The 23,181-nt window shown below is 35.6% G+C and carries 24 protein-coding genes and 1 pseudogene; 10 read left to right on the plus strand and 15 right to left on the minus strand.

Annotated features, from left to right (window positions below):
• Window positions 1–80: 80 nt before the first annotated feature.
• From VB713_RS20130 to VB713_RS20185, 12 genes are all read right to left on the minus strand, one after another.
• A complete protein-coding gene (locus tag VB713_RS20130; protein ID WP_323313283.1) occupies window positions 81–746 on the minus strand; it encodes a hypothetical protein in 666 nt (221 codons plus the stop codon).
• Between the two features lie 140 nt (window positions 747–886).
• Window positions 887–1,471 carry a hypothetical protein gene (locus tag VB713_RS20135; RefSeq protein ID WP_323313284.1) on the minus strand — a complete coding sequence of 195 codons (585 nt, stop codon included), beginning with the start codon at window positions 1,469–1,471 and terminating at the stop codon, window positions 887–889.
• Between the two features lie 128 nt (window positions 1,472–1,599).
• The gene (locus VB713_RS20140; RefSeq protein ID WP_323313285.1) at window positions 1,600–2,058 is read right to left on the minus strand and encodes a hypothetical protein; all 459 of its coding nucleotides are present in this window, start codon (window positions 2,056–2,058) and stop codon (window positions 1,600–1,602) included.
• A 66-nt stretch (window positions 2,059–2,124) separates the two neighbouring features.
• Window positions 2,125–2,832, minus strand: a complete 708-nt coding sequence (locus VB713_RS20145) for a hypothetical protein (RefSeq protein ID WP_323313286.1) — start codon at window positions 2,830–2,832, stop codon at window positions 2,125–2,127.
• Window positions 2,833–2,935: 103 nt separating this feature from the next.
• Window positions 2,936–3,349, minus strand: a complete 414-nt coding sequence (locus VB713_RS20150; protein ID WP_323313287.1) for an EVE domain-containing protein — start codon at window positions 3,347–3,349, stop codon at window positions 2,936–2,938.
• 150 nt (window positions 3,350–3,499) lie between these two features.
• Window positions 3,500–4,387: a hypothetical protein gene (locus tag VB713_RS20155; RefSeq protein ID WP_323313288.1), complete on the minus strand. Its 888-nt coding sequence runs from the start codon at window positions 4,385–4,387 to the stop codon at window positions 3,500–3,502.
• 1 nt (window position 4,388) lies between these two features.
• Window positions 4,389–4,838, minus strand: coding sequence for a hypothetical protein (locus tag VB713_RS20160; protein WP_323313289.1), 450 nt, complete (start codon window positions 4,836–4,838; stop codon window positions 4,389–4,391).
• 202 nt (window positions 4,839–5,040) lie between these two features.
• Window positions 5,041–7,677, minus strand: a complete 2,637-nt coding sequence (locus VB713_RS20165; RefSeq protein ID WP_323313290.1) for a TnsA endonuclease N-terminal domain-containing protein — start codon at window positions 7,675–7,677, stop codon at window positions 5,041–5,043.
• Window positions 7,670–9,628, minus strand: a complete 1,959-nt coding sequence (locus tag VB713_RS20170) for a site-specific DNA-methyltransferase (protein WP_323313291.1) — start codon at window positions 9,626–9,628, stop codon at window positions 7,670–7,672. The genes VB713_RS20165 and VB713_RS20170 overlap by 8 nt, the downstream gene beginning before the upstream one ends.
• A gap of 46 nt (window positions 9,629–9,674) precedes the next feature.
• Window positions 9,675–10,367, minus strand: a complete 693-nt coding sequence (locus VB713_RS20175) for a hypothetical protein (RefSeq protein WP_323313292.1) — start codon at window positions 10,365–10,367, stop codon at window positions 9,675–9,677.
• 5 nt (window positions 10,368–10,372) lie between these two features.
• Window positions 10,373–13,285, minus strand: coding sequence for an ATP-dependent DNA helicase (locus tag VB713_RS20180; RefSeq protein WP_323313293.1), 2,913 nt, complete (start codon window positions 13,283–13,285; stop codon window positions 10,373–10,375).
• Between the two features lie 24 nt (window positions 13,286–13,309).
• The gene (locus VB713_RS20185; RefSeq protein ID WP_323313294.1) at window positions 13,310–13,549 is read right to left on the minus strand and encodes a helix-turn-helix transcriptional regulator; all 240 of its coding nucleotides are present in this window, start codon (window positions 13,547–13,549) and stop codon (window positions 13,310–13,312) included.
• A 344-nt stretch (window positions 13,550–13,893) separates the two neighbouring features.
• On the opposite strand from VB713_RS20185, the gene VB713_RS20190 reads away from it, so the two are divergent.
• Together VB713_RS20190 and VB713_RS20195 are read left to right on the plus strand one after the other, a co-directional pair.
• A complete protein-coding gene (locus tag VB713_RS20190; RefSeq protein ID WP_323313295.1) occupies window positions 13,894–14,025 on the plus strand; it encodes a hypothetical protein in 132 nt (43 codons plus the stop codon).
• Between the two features lie 27 nt (window positions 14,026–14,052).
• Window positions 14,053–14,538: a hypothetical protein gene (locus tag VB713_RS20195; protein WP_323313296.1), complete on the plus strand. Its 486-nt coding sequence runs from the start codon at window positions 14,053–14,055 to the stop codon at window positions 14,536–14,538.
• A gap of 57 nt (window positions 14,539–14,595) precedes the next feature.
• Here VB713_RS20195 and VB713_RS20200 read toward each other — a convergent pair whose 3' ends face one another.
• Together VB713_RS20200 and VB713_RS20205 are read right to left on the minus strand one after the other, a co-directional pair.
• Entirely contained in the window at window positions 14,596–15,054 is a 459-nt protein-coding gene (locus tag VB713_RS20200; protein WP_323313297.1) for a DUF6636 domain-containing protein, read from the minus strand.
• A 134-nt stretch (window positions 15,055–15,188) separates the two neighbouring features.
• Window positions 15,189–15,377 carry a hypothetical protein gene (locus VB713_RS20205; RefSeq protein ID WP_323313298.1) on the minus strand — a complete coding sequence of 63 codons (189 nt, stop codon included), beginning with the start codon at window positions 15,375–15,377 and terminating at the stop codon, window positions 15,189–15,191.
• 89 nt (window positions 15,378–15,466) lie between these two features.
• Here VB713_RS20205 and VB713_RS20210 point away from each other — a divergent pair, with 89 nt between their 5' ends.
• From VB713_RS20210 to VB713_RS20220, 3 genes and pseudogenes are all read left to right on the plus strand, one after another.
• A complete protein-coding gene (locus tag VB713_RS20210; protein WP_323313299.1) occupies window positions 15,467–15,835 on the plus strand; it encodes a hypothetical protein in 369 nt (122 codons plus the stop codon).
• 133 nt (window positions 15,836–15,968) lie between these two features.
• A pseudogene (locus VB713_RS20215) lies at window positions 15,969–16,554 on the plus strand (hypothetical protein).
• A 143-nt stretch (window positions 16,555–16,697) separates the two neighbouring features.
• Window positions 16,698–17,513, plus strand: coding sequence for a DUF4351 domain-containing protein (locus VB713_RS20220; RefSeq protein ID WP_323313300.1), 816 nt, complete (start codon window positions 16,698–16,700; stop codon window positions 17,511–17,513).
• Between the two features lie 27 nt (window positions 17,514–17,540).
• Here the strand turns inward: VB713_RS20220 and VB713_RS20225 are convergent, their stop codons facing one another.
• Entirely contained in the window at window positions 17,541–18,500 is a 960-nt protein-coding gene (locus VB713_RS20225; RefSeq protein ID WP_323313301.1) for a site-specific integrase, read from the minus strand.
• A 101-nt stretch (window positions 18,501–18,601) separates the two neighbouring features.
• On the opposite strand from VB713_RS20225, the gene VB713_RS20230 reads away from it, so the two are divergent.
• Genes VB713_RS20230 through VB713_RS20250 form a run of 5 tightly spaced genes read left to right on the plus strand, consistent with a single transcriptional unit; the run spans window position 18,602 to window position 23,181 of the window.
• Window positions 18,602–18,826: a hypothetical protein gene (locus VB713_RS20230; protein WP_323313302.1), complete on the plus strand. Its 225-nt coding sequence runs from the start codon at window positions 18,602–18,604 to the stop codon at window positions 18,824–18,826.
• A gap of 28 nt (window positions 18,827–18,854) precedes the next feature.
• Window positions 18,855–19,070 (plus strand): DNA-binding domain-containing protein, encoded by a 216-nt coding sequence (locus VB713_RS20235; protein ID WP_323313303.1) that lies wholly within the window; start codon window positions 18,855–18,857, stop codon window positions 19,068–19,070.
• A gap of 13 nt (window positions 19,071–19,083) precedes the next feature.
• Entirely contained in the window at window positions 19,084–21,024 is a 1,941-nt protein-coding gene (locus tag VB713_RS20240; RefSeq protein ID WP_323313304.1) for an alpha/beta hydrolase, read from the plus strand.
• 11 nt (window positions 21,025–21,035) lie between these two features.
• Window positions 21,036–22,124 (plus strand): hypothetical protein, encoded by a 1,089-nt coding sequence (locus tag VB713_RS20245; protein ID WP_323313305.1) that lies wholly within the window; start codon window positions 21,036–21,038, stop codon window positions 22,122–22,124.
• Between the two features lies 1 nt (window position 22,125).
• On the plus strand, window positions 22,126–23,181 hold the full coding sequence (locus VB713_RS20250; protein ID WP_323313306.1) for a MoxR family ATPase: 1,056 nt from the start codon (window positions 22,126–22,128) through the stop codon (window positions 23,179–23,181).

Genomic DNA, 23,181 nt, shown 5'->3' on the forward strand with positions numbered 1-23,181 from the left:
TGAAGTGTATTTATAGTTGCATTTAATCCTGGTTTGAAAATCCCTTGATTGCAGGTTTGACCGATTAGTATTGCAGGTCGCTACATATAGTCTCTAGTTTTTTGTGATGCTTCCTGGTGGTGGACTCCATCAACCTCTAGAATCATGCACTTTTGTTTATGAAATACCAAAAAATCAATTTCTACTCTCTCTTTAGATTGATTATCACTATTAGAAATAGGTAAATCAGTTAAATCCATATAAGCCCGACTATTGGCAAAGAATAAAATCCTTTGACTGTGTAAGGCGTGGGCTATTCTTACTTCTGTTTTTGACCTAAAATTTAAACCACCCCATTGATATTGGGAGTTACTATCATCTGGTGAATTTTGACTTTTAACTAAGTTAATTTCAATTTTTATATGAATTAATATACTTGGTTTATAATCTTCATTGAAGAATAATTTCCACCAATGTTGTGAACCATGTCCATCTCGTTGATCTCCATAAGCTAAATGTAAGTTAGGCGATAATTCTTTATAAAATCCCGGTTTATTTCTGATGTTTAACCAATCACTAATACTTTTTCTGGTATAAGCAGAACTACTGGTTGTATATATTTTTAACATATAATCAATTAGTGCTGTAGTTCTTAATTCGATAAAATACTTCAATCTAGAACTTTGAACTACAATTGCACTGGCATTTAGATTTTGTTCTTCTCCTGATGGATTAAATTTGGTTAGCGGTTTTTGGGCTTCACTCATTTTTTACAGTGCTGGTAGAGCTTCTATTAAGAATTTAGTAGGGACGAGGGCGATCGCTCTTTTTCCCTTAAGAATTTGGTGGGAGTGCGATCGCTTGTTTTCCCCTAAGAATAGTTTCAGATAATAGACCTGAAAAAGCTTTATGGTTTTAGATTTAGTGATTTGATAAAAGATGCGCCATTGTTTTTAAGTTCCTCATCGGATGGAGTAAACACAACTGCTTCAACAACCTGATCATCTTTTATGCACAACATATTTCTTTGGTAATACAATTTACTTTTTATATTTAATCCTGTTTTCTTGGCTTCTCCTTGGACAGAAACACTTGGTTCACCTGTTAAACTAAAATCCTGACAATTGTACCCATCTTTGTTAACAGCAGTTTGAGATAATTTCTTACCTTTGCTAAAATTTGTTTTAGTAGCAGCGTTAATCAGTGCTTGCAAAACCTGTTGCCTTTTGTCAGGAGCAATTTTATTAGCAAATTTTGAATGGGCTACTGTATATAGGGATTCATTTTTAACAGTTGTCCAAGTGCGTACAGTAATACCTTGAATTGCTGTAGTTGTTTCTTCTGGAATAGCACCTGGCATGAATATACTAAAGTTTCCTTCTCTATAGGTAAACAGTTGACCTTGAGACGATGCAGGAGTGCAAGCCGATATCATTAGCAAGCCTAAGTAATTGATTTTCCTAAAATGTTTAAACTTGGTGAGTAAATTCATTGCTTTGTTTCCATTAAAAATAAAAAGTCGGGATTAGCTTTGTCGGTGTTATCTGCGATCGATTGTTTTCCCTTAAGAATTTGGTGGGAGTGCGATCGCTATTCATAAACTACAGAAGTTTCTCCAAACTAGGGACATTCATACTCTATTTCTGGGTATACTTTGTTAGGATCGGGCTTTTTGAGTCCGTACCATTGAACTTTGGTTATTTTTGCAGTGCCATAATCAAAGTATTTTCTGAAGTGAGTTCTTGTAGATACTTTTGCACCTGGAGGTAATTTTTTTTCAATATCAATTATTTCATAACCACTAAAACAAGTGTCATTAGTTAATTTCCTCTTTTCTTTATCATAAATATCTGCTTTAATAACTAAATATCTTTGCGGTTGGCGTGTAGTATTTTGAATGGAAACCCGCAGCGATGATTCGCAGACAACTGTAGTTTTACTACATACAGACTCAATCTCAACTATTTTTACACCTGCAAAAGTATTAACTGGATTAGCCTGTTGTGACCAAGATACTTCTGTTGGTAAATTAGAAAAAGCTGAAAATATAGTTATTGCAAGGGCTATTTTTTTGTTCATGTTAACTCCAAATATTCATTGTGCTTCGCACTAAGCGCTAGACCTGGACTCACTAAATATTTAAAATCAAATATTAATTACTATTTCCAGACATTCTTTTTGCAACCTTATTAACTCCAATGCTTTTGTTTCTAAGCGTTTAAATACATCACTTGGCTGTTCAGCTTTTGTTACTAAAGTAATGATTTTTCGTTCAGCATTGATTTTTTTAGCAATATCACGAACTGAATTGGTTTTGAATTTATTATATTTTTTAATTTCTTTTGTCTGCGCTGATACCAATGGATATGCGAATATACCTTTTATAAGATTTAAAATATATACATGATTATAACTTTTTATCGCTGAATCAACACCGTACTTATTAAAGCCAAAGGATGAATCTCTTTCTTGTAGATAGATATCACTGTATATACTAATTTTTGTAGCCTCTAGTAAAGCAGCTTTAACATTATTCATATCATTAAGTAAATAATGACAAATTGCTAGACCTAAGTAAGCAGAAAAGAGTTTTTCACCCTTTTGAATGCACGTAGCTTTATTAAAACCATTTCTGGCATCATTAATAAGAATATCTCTTTGTTGTTCCAATGCACTAGAATTACACGCCTGAATAAGTGTTTTCCAAGCAGCATTAAATTCTACCTGCATTAAGCAGTCAAGTTTACTTTCAATAGATTCTATTAATCCTAAAGCCTGAGATATTTTTATGAAAATATCACCCCCTGCTTTAGAAATTCCGAAAAATGTAGTTAAAGTAATAGGGTCACTCATGAAAATAACTACCTAATTGATTACAAAATTATAATGTGTGTGGCGATCGCTTCACTCGTTGTAGACATCACCAGATTTCCCCTAAGAATTGGGTGTTAAGTTCTCAATTCATGTACACGCTGCCATTCTTCGGTGTCACTTTGTAGTTAGTGCCATTGGGTACACGAATAACCATTAAATGCTGTAGTACGGGGTCTTGTTTTAAGTTTTTCCTCAATATTGGTTTTTCTAACAACTTACTGGTGAAGCGAATCTTGGCATAGGTTCTGTTACTGGCACGACTGGTATCAATCCAATAACCAATATCAGGAGGGGTGGCGACGTTCTTAGGGGATTCAATAATTTCAGCTATGGCGTAAACTCCAGCTTCTGCACCAGATATCCAAATCAGTACCCCATCACCAGAAACCATGTCTTTGGCATAGCGTGTAACTAACCACAGCATCTGCTCAAAGTCTCTAATGCCGTCCATGATTCGGTAATATTTGGGATTACCTTGAAATAACCAATATGCCATTACTTTATTTTTCCCTTAAGAATTTGGTGGGGATAGGGGAGCGATCGCAATATACTGTCTACTTCTGTCATCTAAATTAATAAATTGCATTTCCATATTTATGTAACTTTCTTAATTACAACTCTTTTTAATAAATAACCGCTGATCACTCTAGGATTGAATAAAATGAACTCCAAATCTTTCTGCAACTGCTGTGACTGCATTAATAAAACCTGCGGCTCCTTGAGCAAGACCCCAGAGTGTCCATAAGGGAGTTTCAACATTTTTAGTTAGTGTAGGGTCATCTACTACAGCTTCTATTTCATCAATTGCTGCATTAGCTATACTTTGCCTATTTGCTGCTAAGGTGCTAACTTGTTGGCGTAACTCTGCGATCGCTTGGGCAATATCAGTTAAATCCGAGTTCGTATTCTGTTGAGATGTCACAGTGTTTGTTACTGAACCAGTGACTTCAGAATTACTTGTATTACCAACCGCATCACGACCAGCTTGAATACTTGTTGATTTATCAATATTAATTCCATTCATATAGCCGTAGTTATCTCCTTGAACTTGTATAATAACTTGATTAGTTTCTGCTTCTTCTATATCAATTTGTAATTTAGTTAGATATTTTTCTATGTGACGATAAAAAGGTAAAATAACACGGCAATTGAACTTATCTAATGTTTGTTGAAATTTCGCTGAATGTCCACAAAAAGCATCAGCCAAATCTAAATAACCGTTGGAATAATCGTACTTTAGCAGTGCATATTTTAATAATTGATAGAAAAAAGATATTTCTTCGGACTCTGATTCATCAGGAATAGGATTACTAAATTCTGGATAATTATTCATTATTGATTCAATAGAAACCTGATAATAGTTATGTTGTTGAATAAATTGATTAATTATGGGTTCATTATCAATATATCTTATAAACCTCTTTAAGTTGCTTGTCCCATCTTCATATCCTGTTCTCATAAGACGACCTGCTACATCTCTAAAATCCAAGGATATTTTTTGAAGTTCCTGTTTCGTGAGTTTAATTTCTTGCATTTTATCTTACTCCACAACATGGACAGTAAATACCAATGACTTTGCTTAAACGTCTAGTTTTAACTGCTAATTGACAACATTGAAGAACATTAGTTTCTAATTCCTCTTGTTCAAATAAAAATTTTTCATCTTCCATCTTGAAAGGTTTACCTGCTTTAAATTTTATATGCTTGTTATGCTGAAAATTTCTCTCTAAATTTTTTGTCCATGTATTAATCAGAGACTTAGCATAGTTTTCAGCAATAATGTGAGCTTGTTCAATAACTTCATCTCGAAGAAAATGACTATGCTCATGTCGCAGTCCACAATATGGACAGAATATCTCAATAATATCTTCTCGCTCAAAGTCTGTAATTGTTAGTTTAAACCTGTCATTACAAAAAGGGCATTGAAGGGTAATAAACCCATCATTGTCACTAGGAATAGTTACCTTAAAAACTACATCACTCATATTTTTACATTTCAATCATTATTAACAATATTTACTAAACAAATGCGATCACATCCTTTAATTTCCCTCAAGAACGGAATCCGGTAGAACTCCTGAAATGAATTTCTGGCATGGTCGTTACCTCTGGTTTCCCTTAAGAATTGGGAGGGTGGGGAGTGAGGGGCGATCGCATGAAAATATTCATAAAGATATTGCTTTTTTATTATGAATATTCATTCAGTACAGAAGTATAATCACCTTTATTTACATCACTAGCTCTAATCATTGTGTATGTCATACCGTTAGCAGAGGCAAGTTGTTCTGCAAATTCTTTTTTAGCCAGCACCACTGAATTATCAAATTGATCATCACCTTTAACCTCAACAATTACATAACAACCATTGTCTTTTTGAAAGAGAAAGTCAGGGTAATAACTTCTGACAGTATGTGATTCAGGGTCAATATACTGAACGTAGAAATCAGATTGTCCATGTGTGAGCATACCTGTAAAGTAAAGTTTCTTGATTTTGTTTTCTGTTAACAGTCTCATGAACAGACTTTTTTCTGGGTAAGAGTCAAAACAATAATTATCTAAATGAAAGCTCTTATCAAGATAAGATTTATTTAATGGATCATTAGCACGGACAATTTTATCAACTTCTGCTGTAACGTGATAATAACCTTCTTTTGACAGCTTAACTAATTCAACTTCATATTCTTCTTTTTTCTCATATTCATCAATTTCATAGAGTTCATTAAATAGTCGAGGAATTACCCAATCATAAAGAAGTTCGTTAAATTCATTTACTGCATTTAATATGTTTTCTGTTGTGTCTTGGGTGGTTGCAAGGATGTTTTCAATAAATAAACAAGATTTATTTAAGTAGCGTGAAATCTCTGAAACTAAGGAAATTTCACTAAACTTTCGTTTCTGTCGAATGTAGGTAATATCTTCAGTTCTCTGCTTACTTTTAGCAGCATCTCTCAAAGATAAACCTTCCTGTTGAGTATGAATTAAAAGATATTTTTCAAGATTATTTGGGTCTAATGCTTGTTTTAACTCAAGATTAATTCCATTGACTAAATTTTTCTCTTTCAATGTAAACTGACGACGCACTCGTTTAAGTTTAATTTTTTCCTGTTTAAGAACACGAACTTCTACTTTTTCTTTATCCTTACCTTTGCTTTCCATTTCAGCGATACTGATACGGAAATTCTGCTGTAATTCATCTTCTAAAATTTGCTTGTTGTCCTCACTAAGATATACATAACCCGTTTCTTGTGCATCTCCTATTGCTCGTAAGCAGCGCATGGTAGCTTGAAGAACAAAGATTTTTGATTTGGGTTGACGGAAAAGAGCAACCCCAAATAGTGATCTACAGTTCCATCCTTCTCTTCCCTTGTTAACCAGTAGAATGAACTGTTTATCTGATTCTGGAGTGTCCAGGCGGTTAAATTCCCTAATATCGTCATTAGTGGTAATTTTTTCATCACCAACGTTAACCAGAATGCTATTAGTAGAAATCCCTCTATCAATTAGTGCTTTTTCAACGGCTGGTTTTAGTTCTTTCTGTAACTCCTCAACCGTGGCTGCAAAAAATGCAAGTTTCGGTAACATCCCTTCATGGAGTTGGTTGTTAGTTTCTTCAATAAAGTTAGCGATCGCAATATCAACAAATTCATTATTACGGGTGTTGTTGTAGCTGTTGATTCTGACTTTTTTTAAGTATTTCTTTTCAATAGCATCTTGTAGGCTAAAAGCGTAAACTACTTCTGGTAATACTTGATTACCAATATAGGGTGTTCCGGTGTAGTTATAACAAGCAACAACCTGAGTTCCTGCCTTGGCTAAACTAGCAGCAAGTTCATCAACGGTATTACGCAAACTGGTTTTACTGTCTTTGACTCCCATATCAGTAGCTAATTGATTACCAAAAGCATGGTGAGCTTCATCAATGTAAATACCTAGTTGGGTAACTCGTCTAAGTTTTTCAAACCGTTGGTTAGTGGTGAGAGAACCTTCATCATCTGGTTCATCAAAACCATAAAGGTCAGCATTTTTGTCATAGACACTATTGGGCTGATACGTTGGTTTACCACTACTGAAAAATTTCTCAATAGCAGTAGCCTCTTTATTTTGACGTTTGAGAATAATTTTTTGAGTATTAGATATAATTACATTAAAGCGTGATTTATCTAAGATTGTTAAAGTTGCACCAGATTCATCTAAAAAGTGAAACTTAATGTGAGAAGTGAGAACGTTAACATAATTAGGAGGAACAACTTTTCTGAGGTCAAAGGTTTGAATTTCTCTTAGGGACTGAAGAACGGTTTTATCAGGTGCAAAAACTAAGGCGTTGTGACAATATTTTTTATCGTTAGGCCATTTATTAGCTAACAAAAATTCATAGAAGATACAGGTAGCCATGAGAATGGTTTTACCTACCCCCATTGTCAAGGCGAAAATATAGTTAGCATAAGAACGCGCATTAGAACTCATTTGTTTAAATACTGCGTCATATTGTTCCTTAGATATTTCTTGAAAGATATCTAACTGCCCTGAACGTTCTGCAATAGTGCGACCTTCAAATTTACCTTCATTAGCTGCCCACTCCTGAAAGATTTGATGAATAGGGGCATTGTCTAAAAATTCTTTGAGAAACACATACATTTCTAATGCTTCAAACTGGGGACGACGCAAAAAAGCATTAGAGTTTTCGGGGTCATTGTAATCTAAAAAGCGTTTAGAGAGATTACGGTAATTTTGACGAATACGCCCTTTATTTTGTTGGTAGAAACTCAGAAGATGCGTAAAAAATGCAAAATCTAAGTTAACAGCCTTACTACTTTTTCTAGGCATTTTGCACCTCTACCTCTAATGATTCTGAGAGTAAGTCAGTAATTTTTACACGAATTGTTCCTGCATCTGCTGGTATTTCGTACCTACCTTTTACCAGTTCATTCTTTTCAGGAATATCTATTAAAGCAGGTTCTAATATTGCTCCGTCATAGTTCCAATCAATCATGATTGACTCAACTAATTCCCGCCAATCTTCTACCGTTTCCTGTTCCATACTGAGTTTTTGTAACAGGTTCATTGGGTAAAATTTCTCAATTACTAGATATTTACCGTTAACCGTAATTTTGGCTTCTGAATCCCGTTTAAATTGGATATCTTGCCTATCACGGAGAATATCAACTACTTCTACATCAATTTTGTAAGGGAATACTTCTTTTTGGAGTAAGTCACCTAAGTTTGCTTCATGTCCCATACAAATTAGAGTAATCTTCTCTACAGGTTTGTTAGGTGCATCTTTTAGACGTTTTTCAAAGGCTTTATAGTCAAATCCTGCTATCAGTTCATTTAAATCAGTGCGTGTTGCAATCCTGTTAACGGGCATAATCTTGATCATCCGCCCGTCTTTTTCTCCATCAAATAGGCTACCCTGTTCTAGTTTTTGAATTTCTAATGCTTCTAATAATAGTTCTTTAGCCTCTATGGGGTTTCTGAAAACATCGTAGTGATTGACGTTATATACCTCAATTCCGGTGTATTTAGTTAAAGATTCTTCTTCAGTAACTTCTAATTTTTGTTGTTGATTTTCTTGGTTGATTTCAGATGCGATCGCTAATAATCTTTTAGTGGTAATTTGCACTGCACCTAAGTTAATATCTGCACCAATAAAGCGACGACCTAGTTTCATGGCTACGGCTTGGGTTGTTCCGCTTCCCATAAAGCAGTCGAAGACGATATCGCCGGGGTTTGATGAGGCTTGGATTATACGTTCTAGTAGGGCTTCTGGTTTTTGAGTTGGGTAATTCAGTCTTTCACTAGAATTTGAGCTTAATAAAATATCATCCCAAATACTTTGAATAGGCATTCCTGGCATTTTATCTAAATATTGTTTTAATCTAGGAACATTTCCTTTTGAAGGCCAATATATATACCCTTCACTATCTAATTTTTCTAATTTTTCTATTGGATACTTCCAATGATTTCCTTGTATTGATGGATCAATATTACGCCAAGGTTTTCCTGATGACCCGTTTCTTATTCCAGGGACTATTAAAGTAATAGCTTGGTATAACCTACCTGTAATTTCTTCGGTTCTATACTGCTTTGCTACTTTTTCTTTATCATAAGATGTAAATAAGCGATTCCAAATAAAATTATTTAAGGATTTTGTATAAAATAAAATTACATCATGTATATGATTATAAGTTTTTTGATCGCTTCTAGCTGTAGTTCTTTTCCAAGCAATTTCATTTTGAAAATTATCCAGTCCGAAAATTTCATCTAAGATAATTCTTAAATAATGAGATTTGTGAGAATCACAATGTACATAAATGCTTCCATCCTCAGCTAACAATTCTCGTATTAAAATCAATCTTTCATACATAAATTGTAAATATTCATCATTATTCCAAATATCTGTATATTGCTTTTCCTCAAAAGCAGTCTGGTCATTATTTACCTGTTTACCTTTTAAACTAATTTTCTTTTTATAATCAGCCTTAGAATCAAACGGTGGGTCAATATAAACTAGCTTAACCTTACCCCTAAACTCCTTTAATAAATGACTCATTACCTGAAGATTATCACCCCAAAAAATCTTATTTATCCAGTTATCAACTTCATTAGCGTGCCGTTCCTTTAATTGAGCAGGATAATAAACTGTAGACGTAAAGGGGCGTTTACCCTGCCAACGAAGCATAGGATAACCTTTAATTGGCTCAAATTCATAATCTTCAATAGAGTCAATCTTTTTAGTATCGGTTAAGTTAAGGTTGAGTTCTGGTTGGTTAGTCATAACATTAATCTGTATTCCTAAGTGAATAGTAAAAAATAAACAAAATTTATCTGTCAGTGCGTTGTCTTATATAAGTCTGGGCTATTTCTCTAGCTATTTGTGTTATTGGTATCTGATTTTGATTACATGAAATCCAGTTAAAATGACTTTCTTCGCCGTCATATAATTCAAATTTATCATTATAAGAAGCCTTACACATAATTTCCTTACACTCATAAGGATGTAATCCTTTAAATAGAAGATGATAAAAAGTTATATAAGCTACTGCTGCATCATTCCAAGGTACAGATTCTTTGTTTCCTATTAAAAATTTAAAAGGAATATTTCCCGGATACATTGTTGCCATACAATTAGCGAAACTACCATAGCAGGAAGACATACAAATTAATAAATCTGATGAATAATTTCCCAAAAATGTTTTAATTTTCACAATAAATGGCAATAGTTCATGCCATTGAATAAACTCTTTATCTGTTAACCCAATCCCCTGATGGTTTCCGTGCATACTAAAATGAAGTATTGGCAACTTATTTTCTTCTGCTATAGCATTAAATAATCGTTGAGTAAGTGCTATATTTAGTGAGTTTTTTGTTGTTACCAAATTGTAGCAATATCGGATCTCTGCTAATTCAAGTGCTGATGCAAGAGAGCGTCCTTCTGTAAGTCCATCAAGCATATCTTCATCACTCGGTGATTCTATAATATAAACAAATGCTTCTTTTTTTCTTAAATCTTGCATATCAATTACTCCTTAAAATACCAATTTTTGGTATCACAATAAAACTTCATATCGCAGGACTTACAGATTTTAACAGGACGTTCAGGAATGCCAAAATCCTTCTGTTCAATCCGATGCACTACCTTATCAAAAGTTTCAATAGTGCTATTAATAGACTTAGCATCAACTGAAAAACTAATATAGGGATTCCCCGATTCTTCGCTAGTATAATAAAGATGGGTTTTACTCACCTTTAAACCTGTTCTCTCCTCCACAATATGAGCATAAACTTCTAACTGACGACGATAGCGGTTAATTTTATCCCTATCCTTGAGGTTGTTGATATCTGGTTTTTTCTCAGACTTAAAATCAATAATCTCAACAGTGTTATTATTCCCCTCAATTAAATCTACACTCCCAGCTAAAATATATTCATCCTTGACTAAAGAAACATCAACCTCAGCCTCCTTAATTACAGACCAGTTACCATTACGCCGACGGTAATAACTTAACACCTGCTGTAAAGCTACATTTTTAATAACAGGAGCAAGATAAACTTTTTCACGTTTGGTTAAATAGGCATAATTAGTATCAAACCAACTGGTAATTTGTGCTTCTGATAATTTATGTTCTTCTCCTCTTAATACAGTTTTATGAATATCCTCAATAGTTTGATGAACCAATGTACCAAATAAAATTGGACTGGTACGAATAGGAGCAAATTCTAATTCTTTAAAAAAGCGATATTGTTCAGCACAGTTTTCGTATAAAGTTAAATGAGAGGTAAAGGAATATTCTTTCTTAAGATTGACATCCTTAATCTTCTCTAAAGGTAAGTTTCTTAATTCAACAGATGGATGTTTCCAGTAAGGAATACTTGCATAATAATCTGCAAAATATTTAGAGGGTGTGCGTCCCTTTCCTGACTTTTCAATACAAGTTAAAACTAATAAATTTTGCGCTCGTGAATATGCTGTATAAAATAACCGATAAAAATCAAAGTTTTTGGTTTCTTCTATTGGTTCAAAAGGAGGACGGGCAAAGTAATTATTTTCTAAAACCTCGTTTAAATCACTGTACTGTTTACGGGGGACTGCATTTAAAGAACTAACAATCACCACCGGGAACTCTAAACCCTTAGATTGGTGAATTGTTAAAAACGAGACACAACCACTAGGGGCATATTCAGCTTCGTCTTCATACTCATTAATTCCCCCATCCTTTAAGAATCTAAAAAACTGATTGAATAAGTCTCTAATATTTTTATCTAAAAATTGAGGTGTTAATACACTAATATGATTAAGATATTCAAACTTACCTATTAACTGAGAAAACAAGGCTAAATTTCGCATAGCTCGACTGCTAATAATTCCCTTCTGATGTAAGAACTTTTCATCTAAAAAGTGACTAAATAACGGGAACTGTAGCAACTCATAAAATAACCCAGAAAAAGCATAGTTAGTGTTTTCTACTAAATTCAAATGGGTTTTAATTATTTTCCTGCCCCATTTGAGCAAATCTAAATTTTCAGGTTTTCTCAGTTCGTTAGCGAATAAACCAAAACAGTCATTATCATAGTAATTCCAAATTTCTAAATGAGCTTCATCATTCCATTTTCTAACTTCCGAGAATTGAGGAAACAGAAAAATCAAAGCTCCAATCATTAGCCTTATTTCTTCCCGTTCAAAAAACTGATTAGAACGTGGCGAATAAACACTAATTCCTTCCTGTTCTAAGAATTGAGCTAACCTGACAACCTGCTCATTCTTAACAGACCTGAACAAAAAAGCTACTTGATTCCAGTTTGTTAAATGTCCTTCATTTTTAAGACTGTGTAAAAATGCTAAAATTTCCTCATTCCATTCTTGCTCATCTGTCCCAGATACCTTAATTACCGTTGGTACTTCTGGGAAGTTATCAGGACGTGGTTGAATCTGTTTCTGAAATCTAAAAACTTGATTATCAACTTCCCAATCCTGCTCTCTCATCCAACGGTTATAGAAGTCAATAATATTGGGATGTGAGCGATAATTAACAGTTAACTTTACCTGCTGACACTGACCACTGGGGAATTTATCTTTAAACTGTAAAATATTACGGATACTTGCACCCCGAAAACGATATAACCCCTGGTCATCATCTCCCACAACACAGAGATTAGGATTATCACCAGCCAATAGAGTTAAAATCATTTCTTGAATAGTGTTTGTATCTTGGTACTCATCCACCATCAAGTAACTAATTTTTTCCTGTAACTCCTTGAGAACTTGAGGTTGATTTTTTAGTAATTTAAATGCTTCATACTGAATTGTTGAGAAGTCTAAGGCGTTTTCTTCCTCTAATTGCTTTTGGTAAAGGTCATAACACTGACCTAATACTTTCACTTCTTCATGAGTTGCATTAATTAAAATCTGTGAATGTAACCCTTCTTCACTGACAGTATTAATCCATCTCATCAAATTTTCTGTTTTGTTCCACGCACTCTGTTGTCTATCTCCAATTACTAGATCAAGATTAGCGATCGCTTGATAAGTAGATAATTGTTTGTAGACAAAATACTGCTGATCAAACTGATCCATCAAGATAAAATTGCGTTTGAGTCGGGTAAACTCTCTATACTCTTCCAGCCACCGTAAACAAATTGAGTGGAATGTCCCTAAATACATCTCATTGAGATTAAAGCGGATGCCAATTTGATTGAGACGGTTAGATATTCGAGTGGTTAATTCCTGGGCTGCTTTATCTGTAAAAGTAACAACTAATAAATTTTCAGGTTTTACAGCTTTGTGTGTAATTAGATAAACAATGCGTTCAACAAGGGTAAAAGTTTTACCTGAACCTGGTCCAGCGATGATTAACAAAGCACCTTCAGTATTCTGAATTGCTTTTAATTGTTGAGGATTAGCTCGACTTATAAAAGTGCTTTGTACAGTGTTCACGTAAATTCCTTTTCGCCTTATTTTCTAAGCTGCCAAATACTTCTGTAACAATTCCTGACCCTGTTCCCCAACTTCCCCAAGCTTCTGCTGAATAAGTTGCATGGCAATTGGTGAGGGCTGCGATCGCCCATTCTCCCAGCGGTTGATAGTGCCATAGGTGACACCTAAACTAGCTGCAAATTGTTCCTGTGTAAGTCCAGTCAACAGCCGCAGTTCCCGAATTAGCCCCCCAATTTCGGGTTGTTTAATTAGTTTTTTTAGCATCAGCCTTACTACTTGATGTAGCAAGTATTATATCTTTTGCCATAATAAGCACGTTTAAAAATAATTGCAATAGGACAATCCTTAACTTCAGGTAAATAAGCTGATTTTTACACATTCTCTATTTTCAGCTTTATACAAATTAAAATTTCTTCTAAGTAAAGTCCGCATATTTGCAATATAAATTATCCCCCAACCTTAAAAATCAGTAAAACCCTTGATTTCTCGCCAGTATCATCTACCCAGCGGCATAGATTAAAACTCACAAAAACATGAAAAACTTTTTATCATCTATCTAAAGGCAGGTATTAAATTATAGGTTTTGATTCTTGGGGGAAATTTATTAGATGCCTACCGCAAAAGCGATCGCCTATGGAACGATTAGCGATTGGCTACGCCAGTGCCGAAGGCATCGCACCCCACGCACCCATTACTCCCCATCCCCTAAGAATGAACCAATGGTACAAACATTCTGGTAAAATTCCTCTACAAACAGAGGTAATGATATGGGTCAAGGATTTGGCAACCCAAAGAAATCAAAACTAGACATATTAGCAGAATCGGCTATCAGGTATTGTCACCAACGATATCCAGAAGCCTTAGACAACATTTTTGATAATCATTCCCCAGAGTTCAATCGGCCAATATTTTCTAAGGTAATAGCTGCGCTGCAAACAGACATAGATACCCTCAGTTGGTTTTGCGGTTATTTAGCATCAGAAATTAATACAAGTGAAGACAATCGCAAAGCTCACCCAATTAGTGAATTATCAGGGTTGCTAATTAGTTGTGGTATGGAACTATTTGAAGATTTTAGCCCTTACCCCGGTCGTCGGCTGGTCATTGGTAATGCTGAGAAATTCCAATCTTTACCCCAAGAAATTCAAGATAGAGTCAATCAGTTTTTTGTAGTTAAGCCAACTTCCAGTGAAGAAGCCCAACAGATAAATAATGCAATACTGCAAAAACTAGAGGCAGTTAATCTAAATTAAGAGCAATGTTTACGGCGATAGCTTCGCCCCCCGCAAACATCGCTTGATGAAACAGCTTCATTTTGAGATACCCAATACCCGCCATTTTTCCCGACTAAGGAAAAAAGTAATGTCATTAGTGTTAGTACAAGTCAGTCCGGTTTTTTGAGAAATGCACTTAAACCCGCCATTTTTCCAAGTTTGACCATAATTAAGGACAGATTTATTCGGGTCAGAGATAGTATCACTAATACAGAGAATTTCCGGTTTACTCGTCGCAGGTAGTAAAAAACCACGTCCCCAGTCAAATTCACAATATCCAGGGTAGGGCTGTGGAGGTTTGGGTTTGAGTGAACTAGCAATTTCACAGCGTAAACTGTTGTTAGTAGTATCACTACCTTCAAGTAGCTCACAGAAAATATTACCACTGGGGGTCTTAAACCCTTTCGGTGCAGCAATACTTACTTGTGGTAATAATAAACTCACTATTGAAGTTGTAACCGCTAGAACAATTATTTTATTGATTTGTTTATACATATTCAGGGCTTACTTGTTATTAATCCATATCTTACTGGGTAAAGTTGATTAGCAGTTAAAAATCAATCAAGTGATGTTTGTCAAGCGATCGCCTATGGCGGTTCCCTAACTCCTCTGCTCCCATCCCTTAAGAATCAATAACCCTGATAAATCCACTCACGCCCTGCTTTTTCTGCGGCTTCTGGGGTGTAGTAAAGTTTGCGCTCACCGAATACCGAACCACCAGCACTAATTAAGCGGAACTGCCAGCAATCCAATTCTGTGTAGAATACCAACAAGGTAACATTCTCAATAATACTAACTAAATGAACTTTGGTAGACATGGTGAGTAGGTTTAGCTGTCTACCTTAATCAAAACATATTTACTCAAAAACTATTATCTTTCCTCCCATTCTTAAGGGAAATTGATATTATGCCTAAAATTCTAGAATGCGATTCCTACGGAGCGCTTCGCTATCGCTGTCTTCTCTATGCCCATAACCCCTACATTATTTGTGCTGTTCATCCATCGGGAGTAGAGAGTGATAGTTGCATTGACTTTAGAGAAGACCCTAATGCAGAAGTCGAGGAACAGTGGCAACCAGAAGGCGCGAGTTATTACAATGGAGAACTAATTTTACAACCGCCATTGTTAACCACAGAACAACAATTAGAAATATTAGATACCCACCCCATGTTTACAGGCACTTGTCCCCAGTGTGGTGCTTTTTTCAATAGAGATTATGTCTCACGGGTTCACTGGGACTGCGACAACTGCGGCTGGAAGGATGATAGTATTTGATTATTAGGGGAAATTTATTAGTAGGTGATTAAAGCGATCGCTTCGCAGCGCAAGCGCTACCCCTGCTATTGTCCTACAAAAATTCTTGGGGGAAGCTTTGGGTTTACAATAGTCGATATCACCCTCAGATATCATGACTGCCAACAACACCCCACCCAGTGAAATGATTCGCGTGCCTACTGTACTAATTTCTGTAGTACGACATTTAGCCAAAATCCACCGCAACGGTCACACAACAGCGCTACTGCAAGCATTACAGGAATTGATTACACAATTTGATAGCAGCTTGGAACTGGAAGCAACCACCGAATTACAGCAAGTTGACGAAAAACTGGGGCAATTGGAAGCGCATCTTTGCCAACAAGATGAAGTAGTGTTTGCTAAACTCGAAACTCTTGCAAAACAACTAGAGAAAATAGAGCGAACTGCTTGCAGCAGCGCTTACGCTATCGCTTGCTTCTGGTAAATACAGTGGTGGTAACTCTAGACCCCGCCGTTCAGGATACGCCTACCAGTATCAACAACCACCAGTAGAAATACAATCTTTTGCCAATGAAAATTTAGCGCAGAGATTGGGGGTCACTGCCCAAAGTCTGATTACAGAACGGGAAAGCAAAACTGAGCAGGAATTTCTGAGTTGGTCGAGAAATCGTGACCCAAGTGGGTTGGGGTGGAAATTTCAGGCTAAAGATGGGTTGTATTATCCAGTGAGGCAGTAGAAAGCTCATTTTCCACTACTATCATATCCTTAAATCAGTTAAATCAGTTAAATCAGTTAAATCAGTGATAAAGTTTGATTTAAAATTTCCTCAATAAAGTGTATAATAAATAGTCATAAAATCTATTTTCACTAATTACTAAATTGAGCTACGATAACGCTTGCAAGTATTTATCAGAACAGTATCCAACCGAATTTATCCGGTGGTTACTAGCAACAGAACCGCAACAAGTAGAAGTCCTCAAAACTGAACTAACCTTAGAACCAATTCGCGCTGATTCTGTGAGTTTTTTGCAAACAGATAACATAATTCTGCATATTGAATTTCAGACTTTACCCAAGTCGAAAACACCTCTAAATTTCCGAATGCTAGATTATTCTGTCAGGTTAAAACGTCAATATAAATCTCCTGTAATTCAGGTATTAATATTTTTGCAAGAAACTGATAACGAAGTAGTTTTTACAGAGGAATTTAGAGATGAAACCACCATACATCGCTATCGTGTGATTAGGATGTGGGAACAAGACTCAGCATTATTTCTGGATAATCCGGCATTATTACCACTTGCACCACTGACCCGCACCAATTCACCATCTACATTACTAGCGCAGGTTGCTGAAAAAATTGCTAAAATTCCTAACAGGGAAGAAAGACAGAATATAGCAGGATGCACAGAGATTTTAGCGGGCTTAAAATTTGAAAAAGATTTGATTCGCCAATTTTTACGGGAGGATATTATGCAAGAGTCAGTAATTTATCAGGATATTTTACAAAAGGGTGAAAAGCAAGAAGCTGTAAAATGGATTACCAGTTTTCTAAATTATCGCTTCGGTGACGTTAATTCATTACTAATAGAAGAAATTCGGGTATTACCCCTGCAAAAATTAGAAGATTTGAGAAATGTTTTATTCAATTTGGCAACAATAGCCGATTTGGAAGTTTGGTTAAAACAACAATAATTGCCAGTTCTAAATTAGCAGATGCCATTACTTCCGTTTAGGAACAATAATAGACTGTACAGCCCGTTGTTTAACTTCCTCACCCCGGCGGTCATATCTTGACGTGAGTTCTGGTGAAGCGTGACCGGCTAATTTCTGCACAGTGACGATATCAGTAGAATCTAACAACTCAGAGATAAAAGTTCTTCTAAAATCGTGAGCAGAGAAATTTTCTACACCAGCTTCCTTACCCCGTTTCTCCAAAATGAACAGCACCGCTTGGGGTGTTAATTGCTTCAAGGTTACAGCCCCGGCTTTATTGATACGACAAATTAAAGCCCCAGCTTCTGGTCCCCTAATTTTTAACCAATCCTCCACCACCGTCACAGCTGTATCTGGTAAATAAACAGTTCTATCTTTACCACCTTTACCATTGCGGATTTTAATACTGCCAGAGTGCAAATCACTCAACATTAAATTCACCGCTTCCCCCCGCCGTAACCCTGTACCCCGCAAAATGGCAATTAAGGCTGCATCTCTATAACCGATGGGGGTAGGGTCACTAAAACATACTTGCATCAGGGCATTAATTTCATCTGCACCCAGATAACGCCCCTGTAATTCCTTAGACACCTTAATATTAGCGATGTCTACCGCCCGCTCAAAGTCCCTAGCATCCATTAATTCCAAACGTAATGCTTCTCTCAAGACTCTCCTTAACGCACTCAGCATTTTATTAGCCGTGGCTGGTGCATACCTCTCCATCAGTATAGAGCGTAATGTTGCTGTATGTTTATACCTGAGTTCAGCCCAATCAAGAGTAATGGCATCACACTGATTGCTGGTTAATATTTGAGCGATCGCATCCAGTGCCTGTTTCATTGCCGGACGCGAACCAGGGGAAAGGGAGGAAAGGTAGACAGCAGCGGGGTGTTCTGTGATGGGAATAGGAGCAGTCAACCCTAGGGAAGCTGCACTTATTTCATCTATATCGGTAGACTCACTCATTTACTTATCCGAAGAGGCATTCTCGCAAGTTATATTCTCATAAGTAATATTGTAGTTTCCCTTAAGAAAATTTTCACGTCTTCCTGGTTTCCCTTAAGAAAATGGTAGGGGTAGGAGGGCGGGGCGATCGCTTATTTGAGATTTCCTTTAAGAATATGGTAGGGGTGCAATCCGTAGGAATCGCCGCTGCAAGCAGTTCGGCTAAGATACTAGCGATTGCCTGCGGCACTGGCGTAGCCAATCGCATCGCCAATCGCTTATGTGAAAGACGCTACTTGAGTGAAGAATTGTTTAGAACTAGCAATACTTTGTTATACAGTTGGTAGTATGCCGTATAGTTACGCAACATCAGGTATGAGCAAACCACAAATCGCTATCAGAATGCCTCCGTCTCTCCTTCAAGAACTCAACAACTATGTTGAGCTAACTGGCACGTCGAAAACTGATGTGGTTGTCAGTGCGATCGCTCAGTATCTTGGTTGTGCTGACAATGTACCGTTGAATCAGAGGGTGGGTGAGTTGGAAAGAAGGCTCAGGGAAATAGAAAACTTAGTCAAAGTGAGAAAATAAGTAATAAATTATAATGTCATACGATCTAAAATTTATTCGGCAGTTAATCAGAGAAGCTCTAACTACAGAAGAATTTAATGACTTGGTTTCTGATGATTTTCCTGAAGTAGCGGGACAATTTACTAATGGACAAGAACAATCTCAGCGAATCCGAACTTTAATTAATTATGCCGATAAACATAGAGAAATAGATAAATTACTCGAAAGTATTAAAAATATTAATCCGATAGTTTATGAAGAATATGTACCCAAATTAGGGATTCCTGAGAACTCACCTACCAATACCCAAGAAGATAATCTCCCACCAAAAATCAATAGATGTGATATTCTTATTCTTGCTGCTAATCCTATTAATACCCAAAAACTACAATTAGAAAAAGAAGCAGAATTAATTAGGGAGAGATTACAAGAAAATGAAATAGGAAGGCAGTATATTGTTAAAGACGAAGCTACTGCTTGTATAGAAGATTTATCTAAATATTTGCTCCAATATGAGCCAATTATTCTTCACTTTAGTGGTCATGGTAACTCCAATGGTGAAATCATCTTAAATAATCGTCAAGATCAAGCACAGGTTGTTTCTATAGAGACATTAGCCGAATTATTATCTACTGTGGGAGGACGCATAGAATGTGTAGTGCTTAACGCTTGTTTTTCCCTAGAAAAAGCCGATGCAATAGCAGAGCAGGTCAGTTGTGTCATTGGCATGGATAAAGAAATTGATGATGAATCCGCTTTAAGATTTGCTGGAGGCTTTTATCGAGGATTAGGATTTGGTAGAGGCTATTATAGTGCATTTGAACTGGGTAGAAATGAAATTAAAATATTACAATTACCCGATAATCAAGTTCCTCATTTTATTACCCGTGATACTTTAATCTTTCAATCTCAATTAGAAGAAGTAGTTAAACAGAGAATCACTCGTAGTGATTTAATAGTACTAGAAACTCTACATCCCCATACTTCAACGGCAACTCTATATCCTCTATGGTTTGGCACAAATCGTAAACCTGTTGATATACAAGATATATCGAAAGGTTTTTCAAAAGAGAGAGATGGACAAATTCACTATGGTATTTGTCAAGTAGCTGTTCCTGAATCTCATAAAATTGGTTCTACAGGTTCTCCTTGGTGGCAAAGATTGTTAACCTCAACTGATGACCGTCTTAAACTTCAGCCAGAAAGTTTAAAAGTTTTAGATGAAATCATGTTTTGGGATAGTGTGCAAAAAGCTTTACAGGAACATGAACCAGATGAAAATTCTGCCTTAGTTTTTATTCATGGATTTAATGTTAGTTTTGAAGATGCAGCATTAAGAGCAGCACAAATTGGGTTTGATTTACAAGTTCCAGGAATTATGGCGTTTTATAGTTGGCCATCACAAGCTAAATTGATGGGTTATACAGCAGATGAAGCCACAATTGAAGCTAGTGAACAATATATTGCTGAGTTTTTACTGAACTTATCTCAAAAAACCCAGATTGGCAAAATTCATATTATTGCTCATAGCATGGGAAATAGAGGCTTACTTAGAGCAATGCAACGAATTTTAGCTCAAGTTCAAGCAGCAAGTGAAGTTCCCTTTGGGCAAATTGTTCTAGCTGCTCCTGATGTTGACCCAGATTTATTTAGAGACTTAGCTAAGGCTTATCATACATTGGCTGAAAGAACAACATTATACGTTTCTTCTAAAGATAAAGCTTTATCTTTATCAGGGATTATTCATGATTATCCCCGTGTTGGTTTCTTTCCACCTGTTACAGTTGTTGAGGGAATAGATACTATACAAGTTTCTAAGATTGATTTAACTTTTTTGGGACATGGTTATTTTGCTGATGCTCGTACTTTACTAGAAGATATTCGTGACTTATTAATTCACAATACACCTCCCAATCGACGACAGGGTAGATTAGAACCTTCAATAGGTGGGAACTATTGGATTATTCGGGGGTAGGGGAATAATCAATGGAGTATAATATTGGAGCAATTCGTAAACTAGTCGAAAAGGCTTTAGTCTTAGAAGAGTTTAATAACTTGGTTTTTGATAATTTTAACTATGTTTATAATCAGTTTACAAATGGACAAGAACAAAGTGAACGAATAAGACTATTAGTTAATTATGCTAATAAACATATGGAAATAGATAAATTGCTAGAAAAAATTAAACAAATAAATTTACAAGTTTTTAATGAATTCGAGTCTTGCATATTTGAACACAATACACCAACTGTAATAACTACAGAAACAGGTTTAAAATTATTACGCTCATTAAATTATTCTACTGATGAAAGCTACTTTAAAGAATTAATTAAGCTCAAGGAGGTAGCGTTTCTAATTCAAGCGCCAAATGTAAGGGTTCAAAATTGGCTTATTGAGCGATTAATTTATCATGTACCAAATTCTATTAATGCCAGAAAAAATTTAATTGATTTTCAATCATATGCTGTAAGCTCAAGCATTGAAAATTTTTGGCATGAATTCAAAGATATTTCCACAGAAGAAAATCCTAATTTTACATCTATAGTTGATGATTTAGCTAATTTATGTCAGACTAAAACTATAATTATTATTATGCGTAAGTTAAATTTTCTAGATCAGGAAACGATTGATAAAATTTTTGACTTTTGGCATAATTTAGTCAATAAAGTACGTTCAAGAAAAGGCAGTAAAATTCAATCACGTCTTGTATTATTGCTGATAGCAGAACCTACAGAGTACAGCAATAAATTTTGTAGTCAAGAACAAAAATTTAATTTTATTAAGCCAAATCTAAATAGAATCAAGCAAAAGCTTATTAAAAATACAGAACCTAAAGATATTTTTTTGCTATCACCAATGGATAAATTACCACCAAAGGATGTACAGGAGTGGTTGCAGAAAAACGAAGTATTATCATCACTCAAATTCAATGAACAAAATCATATAGACAAGCTTTTAAATAATGTTATTCCCTGTTGGGGAGAGGTTCCTGAAAATGTAATATATAATATTTGCGAAAACATATTTAATTTTACCAATGGGATTGCCGAAATTGAAACAATGTGGAAATACTAAAATGAACAAAAAACAAGAGATAAAGTATCAATACATAGGAGATTCCCAACCTCCTCAAAGCGGGGCTAAAGACCCAAAGGAACGAGTATATTATCCTTATCTACCTAGCCCTGATTTAATAGAAGCGGTTAATTTAGCGATCGCACTGGAGCGCCCATTATTATTAGAGGGAGAACCCGGTTGTGGTAAAACTCGCCTAGCTGGAGCAGTTGCTTATGAGTTTACTAAGAAGTATCTGCAAAACGATAAAAATAAACAGCGTCAACAAAACCCGGAAAATAAACAGAGTGAAGAAAAATGGTGGGATTATTATATTTGGAATATTAAATCTACAACCCGCGCCCGTGATGGATTGTATAGTTATGATGCGATCGCTAGATTACGAGATGCTCAATTAATAGGAACTAACCTCAACGAAGTACAAAATTTTTTGGAAGATGGAGAAATTGAACAATTAAGGACACGATTAAAAGACAAGAAAAATTATCGAAAATTGGCAGCATTAGGTCAGTCATTAACAGAACATTCCCATCGTCCTATTTTATTGATTGATGAAATTGACAAAGCAGATAGTGATTTTGCTAATGATTTATTACTTGAATTAGACCAATTACGCTTTGAAATACCTGAAACTAGAGAAGACTTTCCTACACCTAAGAATAAGCCAATTATTTTTATTACCAGTAATCGAGAAAAACCATTACCAGAACCCTTTCTTCGTCGGTGTTTGTATTTCTTTGTGAATTTTCCCGAACAAAAGCATTTAAAGAATATTATTAAGCAACGATTTGGCGAATTGGCAGAAAATCAAGAATTATTGGTAACAAAAGCAATAGAACGCTTTTATGATATTCGCAGCAAGATAGAAAACGTTCCGGGAAGTAGACCACCGGGAACAAGTGAATTTATAGAGTTTCTGACTGCTCTTTTAAATCGAGAGGATGTTGAGAAAGCATTAAAGGATTTAGAGGATTTATCTAACCGATTACCTTTACTGGGAATACTTCTGAAGACTAAGCAAGATCAGGAATTGTACTCACAAAATAAAAGACCTTGA

Origin of the sequence: Anabaena cylindrica UHCC 0172, assembly GCF_034931625.1 — a bacterium.
Taxonomy (GTDB): Bacteria; Cyanobacteriota; Cyanobacteriia; order Cyanobacteriales; family Nostocaceae; genus Anabaena; species Anabaena cylindrica_A.

Bases quoted from the DNA above. Each gene is read 5' to 3' on its own strand.
- VB713_RS20155 (WP_323313288.1), bottom strand. From the start codon at position 4,387: ATGCAAGAAATTAAACTCACGAAACAGGAACTTCAAAAAATATCCTTG.
- VB713_RS20140 (WP_323313285.1), bottom strand. From the start codon at position 2,058: ATGAACAAAAAAATAGCCCTTGCAATAACTATATTTTCAGCTTTTTCT.
- VB713_RS20195 (WP_323313296.1), top strand. From the start codon at position 14,053: ATGGGTCAAGGATTTGGCAACCCAAAGAAATCAAAACTAGACATATTA.
- VB713_RS20190 (WP_323313295.1), top strand. From the start codon at position 13,894: ATGCCTACCGCAAAAGCGATCGCCTATGGAACGATTAGCGATTGGCTA.
- VB713_RS20135 (WP_323313284.1), bottom strand. From the start codon at position 1,471: ATGAATTTACTCACCAAGTTTAAACATTTTAGGAAAATCAATTACTTA.
- VB713_RS20205 (WP_323313298.1), bottom strand. From the start codon at position 15,377: ATGTCTACCAAAGTTCATTTAGTTAGTATTATTGAGAATGTTACCTTG.
- VB713_RS20210 (WP_323313299.1), top strand. From the start codon at position 15,467: ATGCCTAAAATTCTAGAATGCGATTCCTACGGAGCGCTTCGCTATCGC.
- VB713_RS20250 (WP_323313306.1), top strand. From the start codon at position 22,126: ATGAACAAAAAACAAGAGATAAAGTATCAATACATAGGAGATTCCCAA.
- VB713_RS20230 (WP_323313302.1), top strand. From the start codon at position 18,602: ATGGTAGGGGTAGGAGGGCGGGGCGATCGCTTATTTGAGATTTCCTTT.
- VB713_RS20245 (WP_323313305.1), top strand. From the start codon at position 21,036: ATGGAGTATAATATTGGAGCAATTCGTAAACTAGTCGAAAAGGCTTTA.
- VB713_RS20200 (WP_323313297.1), bottom strand. From the start codon at position 15,054: ATGTATAAACAAATCAATAAAATAATTGTTCTAGCGGTTACAACTTCA.
- VB713_RS20235 (WP_323313303.1), top strand. From the start codon at position 18,855: ATGAGCAAACCACAAATCGCTATCAGAATGCCTCCGTCTCTCCTTCAA.
- VB713_RS20150 (WP_323313287.1), bottom strand. From the start codon at position 3,349: ATGGCATATTGGTTATTTCAAGGTAATCCCAAATATTACCGAATCATG.
- VB713_RS20165 (WP_323313290.1), bottom strand. From the start codon at position 7,677: ATGCCTAGAAAAAGTAGTAAGGCTGTTAACTTAGATTTTGCATTTTTT.
- VB713_RS20240 (WP_323313304.1), top strand. From the start codon at position 19,084: ATGTCATACGATCTAAAATTTATTCGGCAGTTAATCAGAGAAGCTCTA.
- VB713_RS20160 (WP_323313289.1), bottom strand. From the start codon at position 4,838: ATGAGTGATGTAGTTTTTAAGGTAACTATTCCTAGTGACAATGATGGG.
- VB713_RS20175 (WP_323313292.1), bottom strand. From the start codon at position 10,367: ATGCAAGATTTAAGAAAAAAAGAAGCATTTGTTTATATTATAGAATCA.
- VB713_RS20185 (WP_323313294.1), bottom strand. From the start codon at position 13,549: ATGCTAAAAAAACTAATTAAACAACCCGAAATTGGGGGGCTAATTCGG.
- VB713_RS20225 (WP_323313301.1), bottom strand. From the start codon at position 18,500: ATGAGTGAGTCTACCGATATAGATGAAATAAGTGCAGCTTCCCTAGGG.
- VB713_RS20130 (WP_323313283.1), bottom strand. From the start codon at position 746: ATGAGTGAAGCCCAAAAACCGCTAACCAAATTTAATCCATCAGGAGAA.
- VB713_RS20170 (WP_323313291.1), bottom strand. From the start codon at position 9,628: ATGACTAACCAACCAGAACTCAACCTTAACTTAACCGATACTAAAAAG.
- VB713_RS20145 (WP_323313286.1), bottom strand. From the start codon at position 2,832: ATGAGTGACCCTATTACTTTAACTACATTTTTCGGAATTTCTAAAGCA.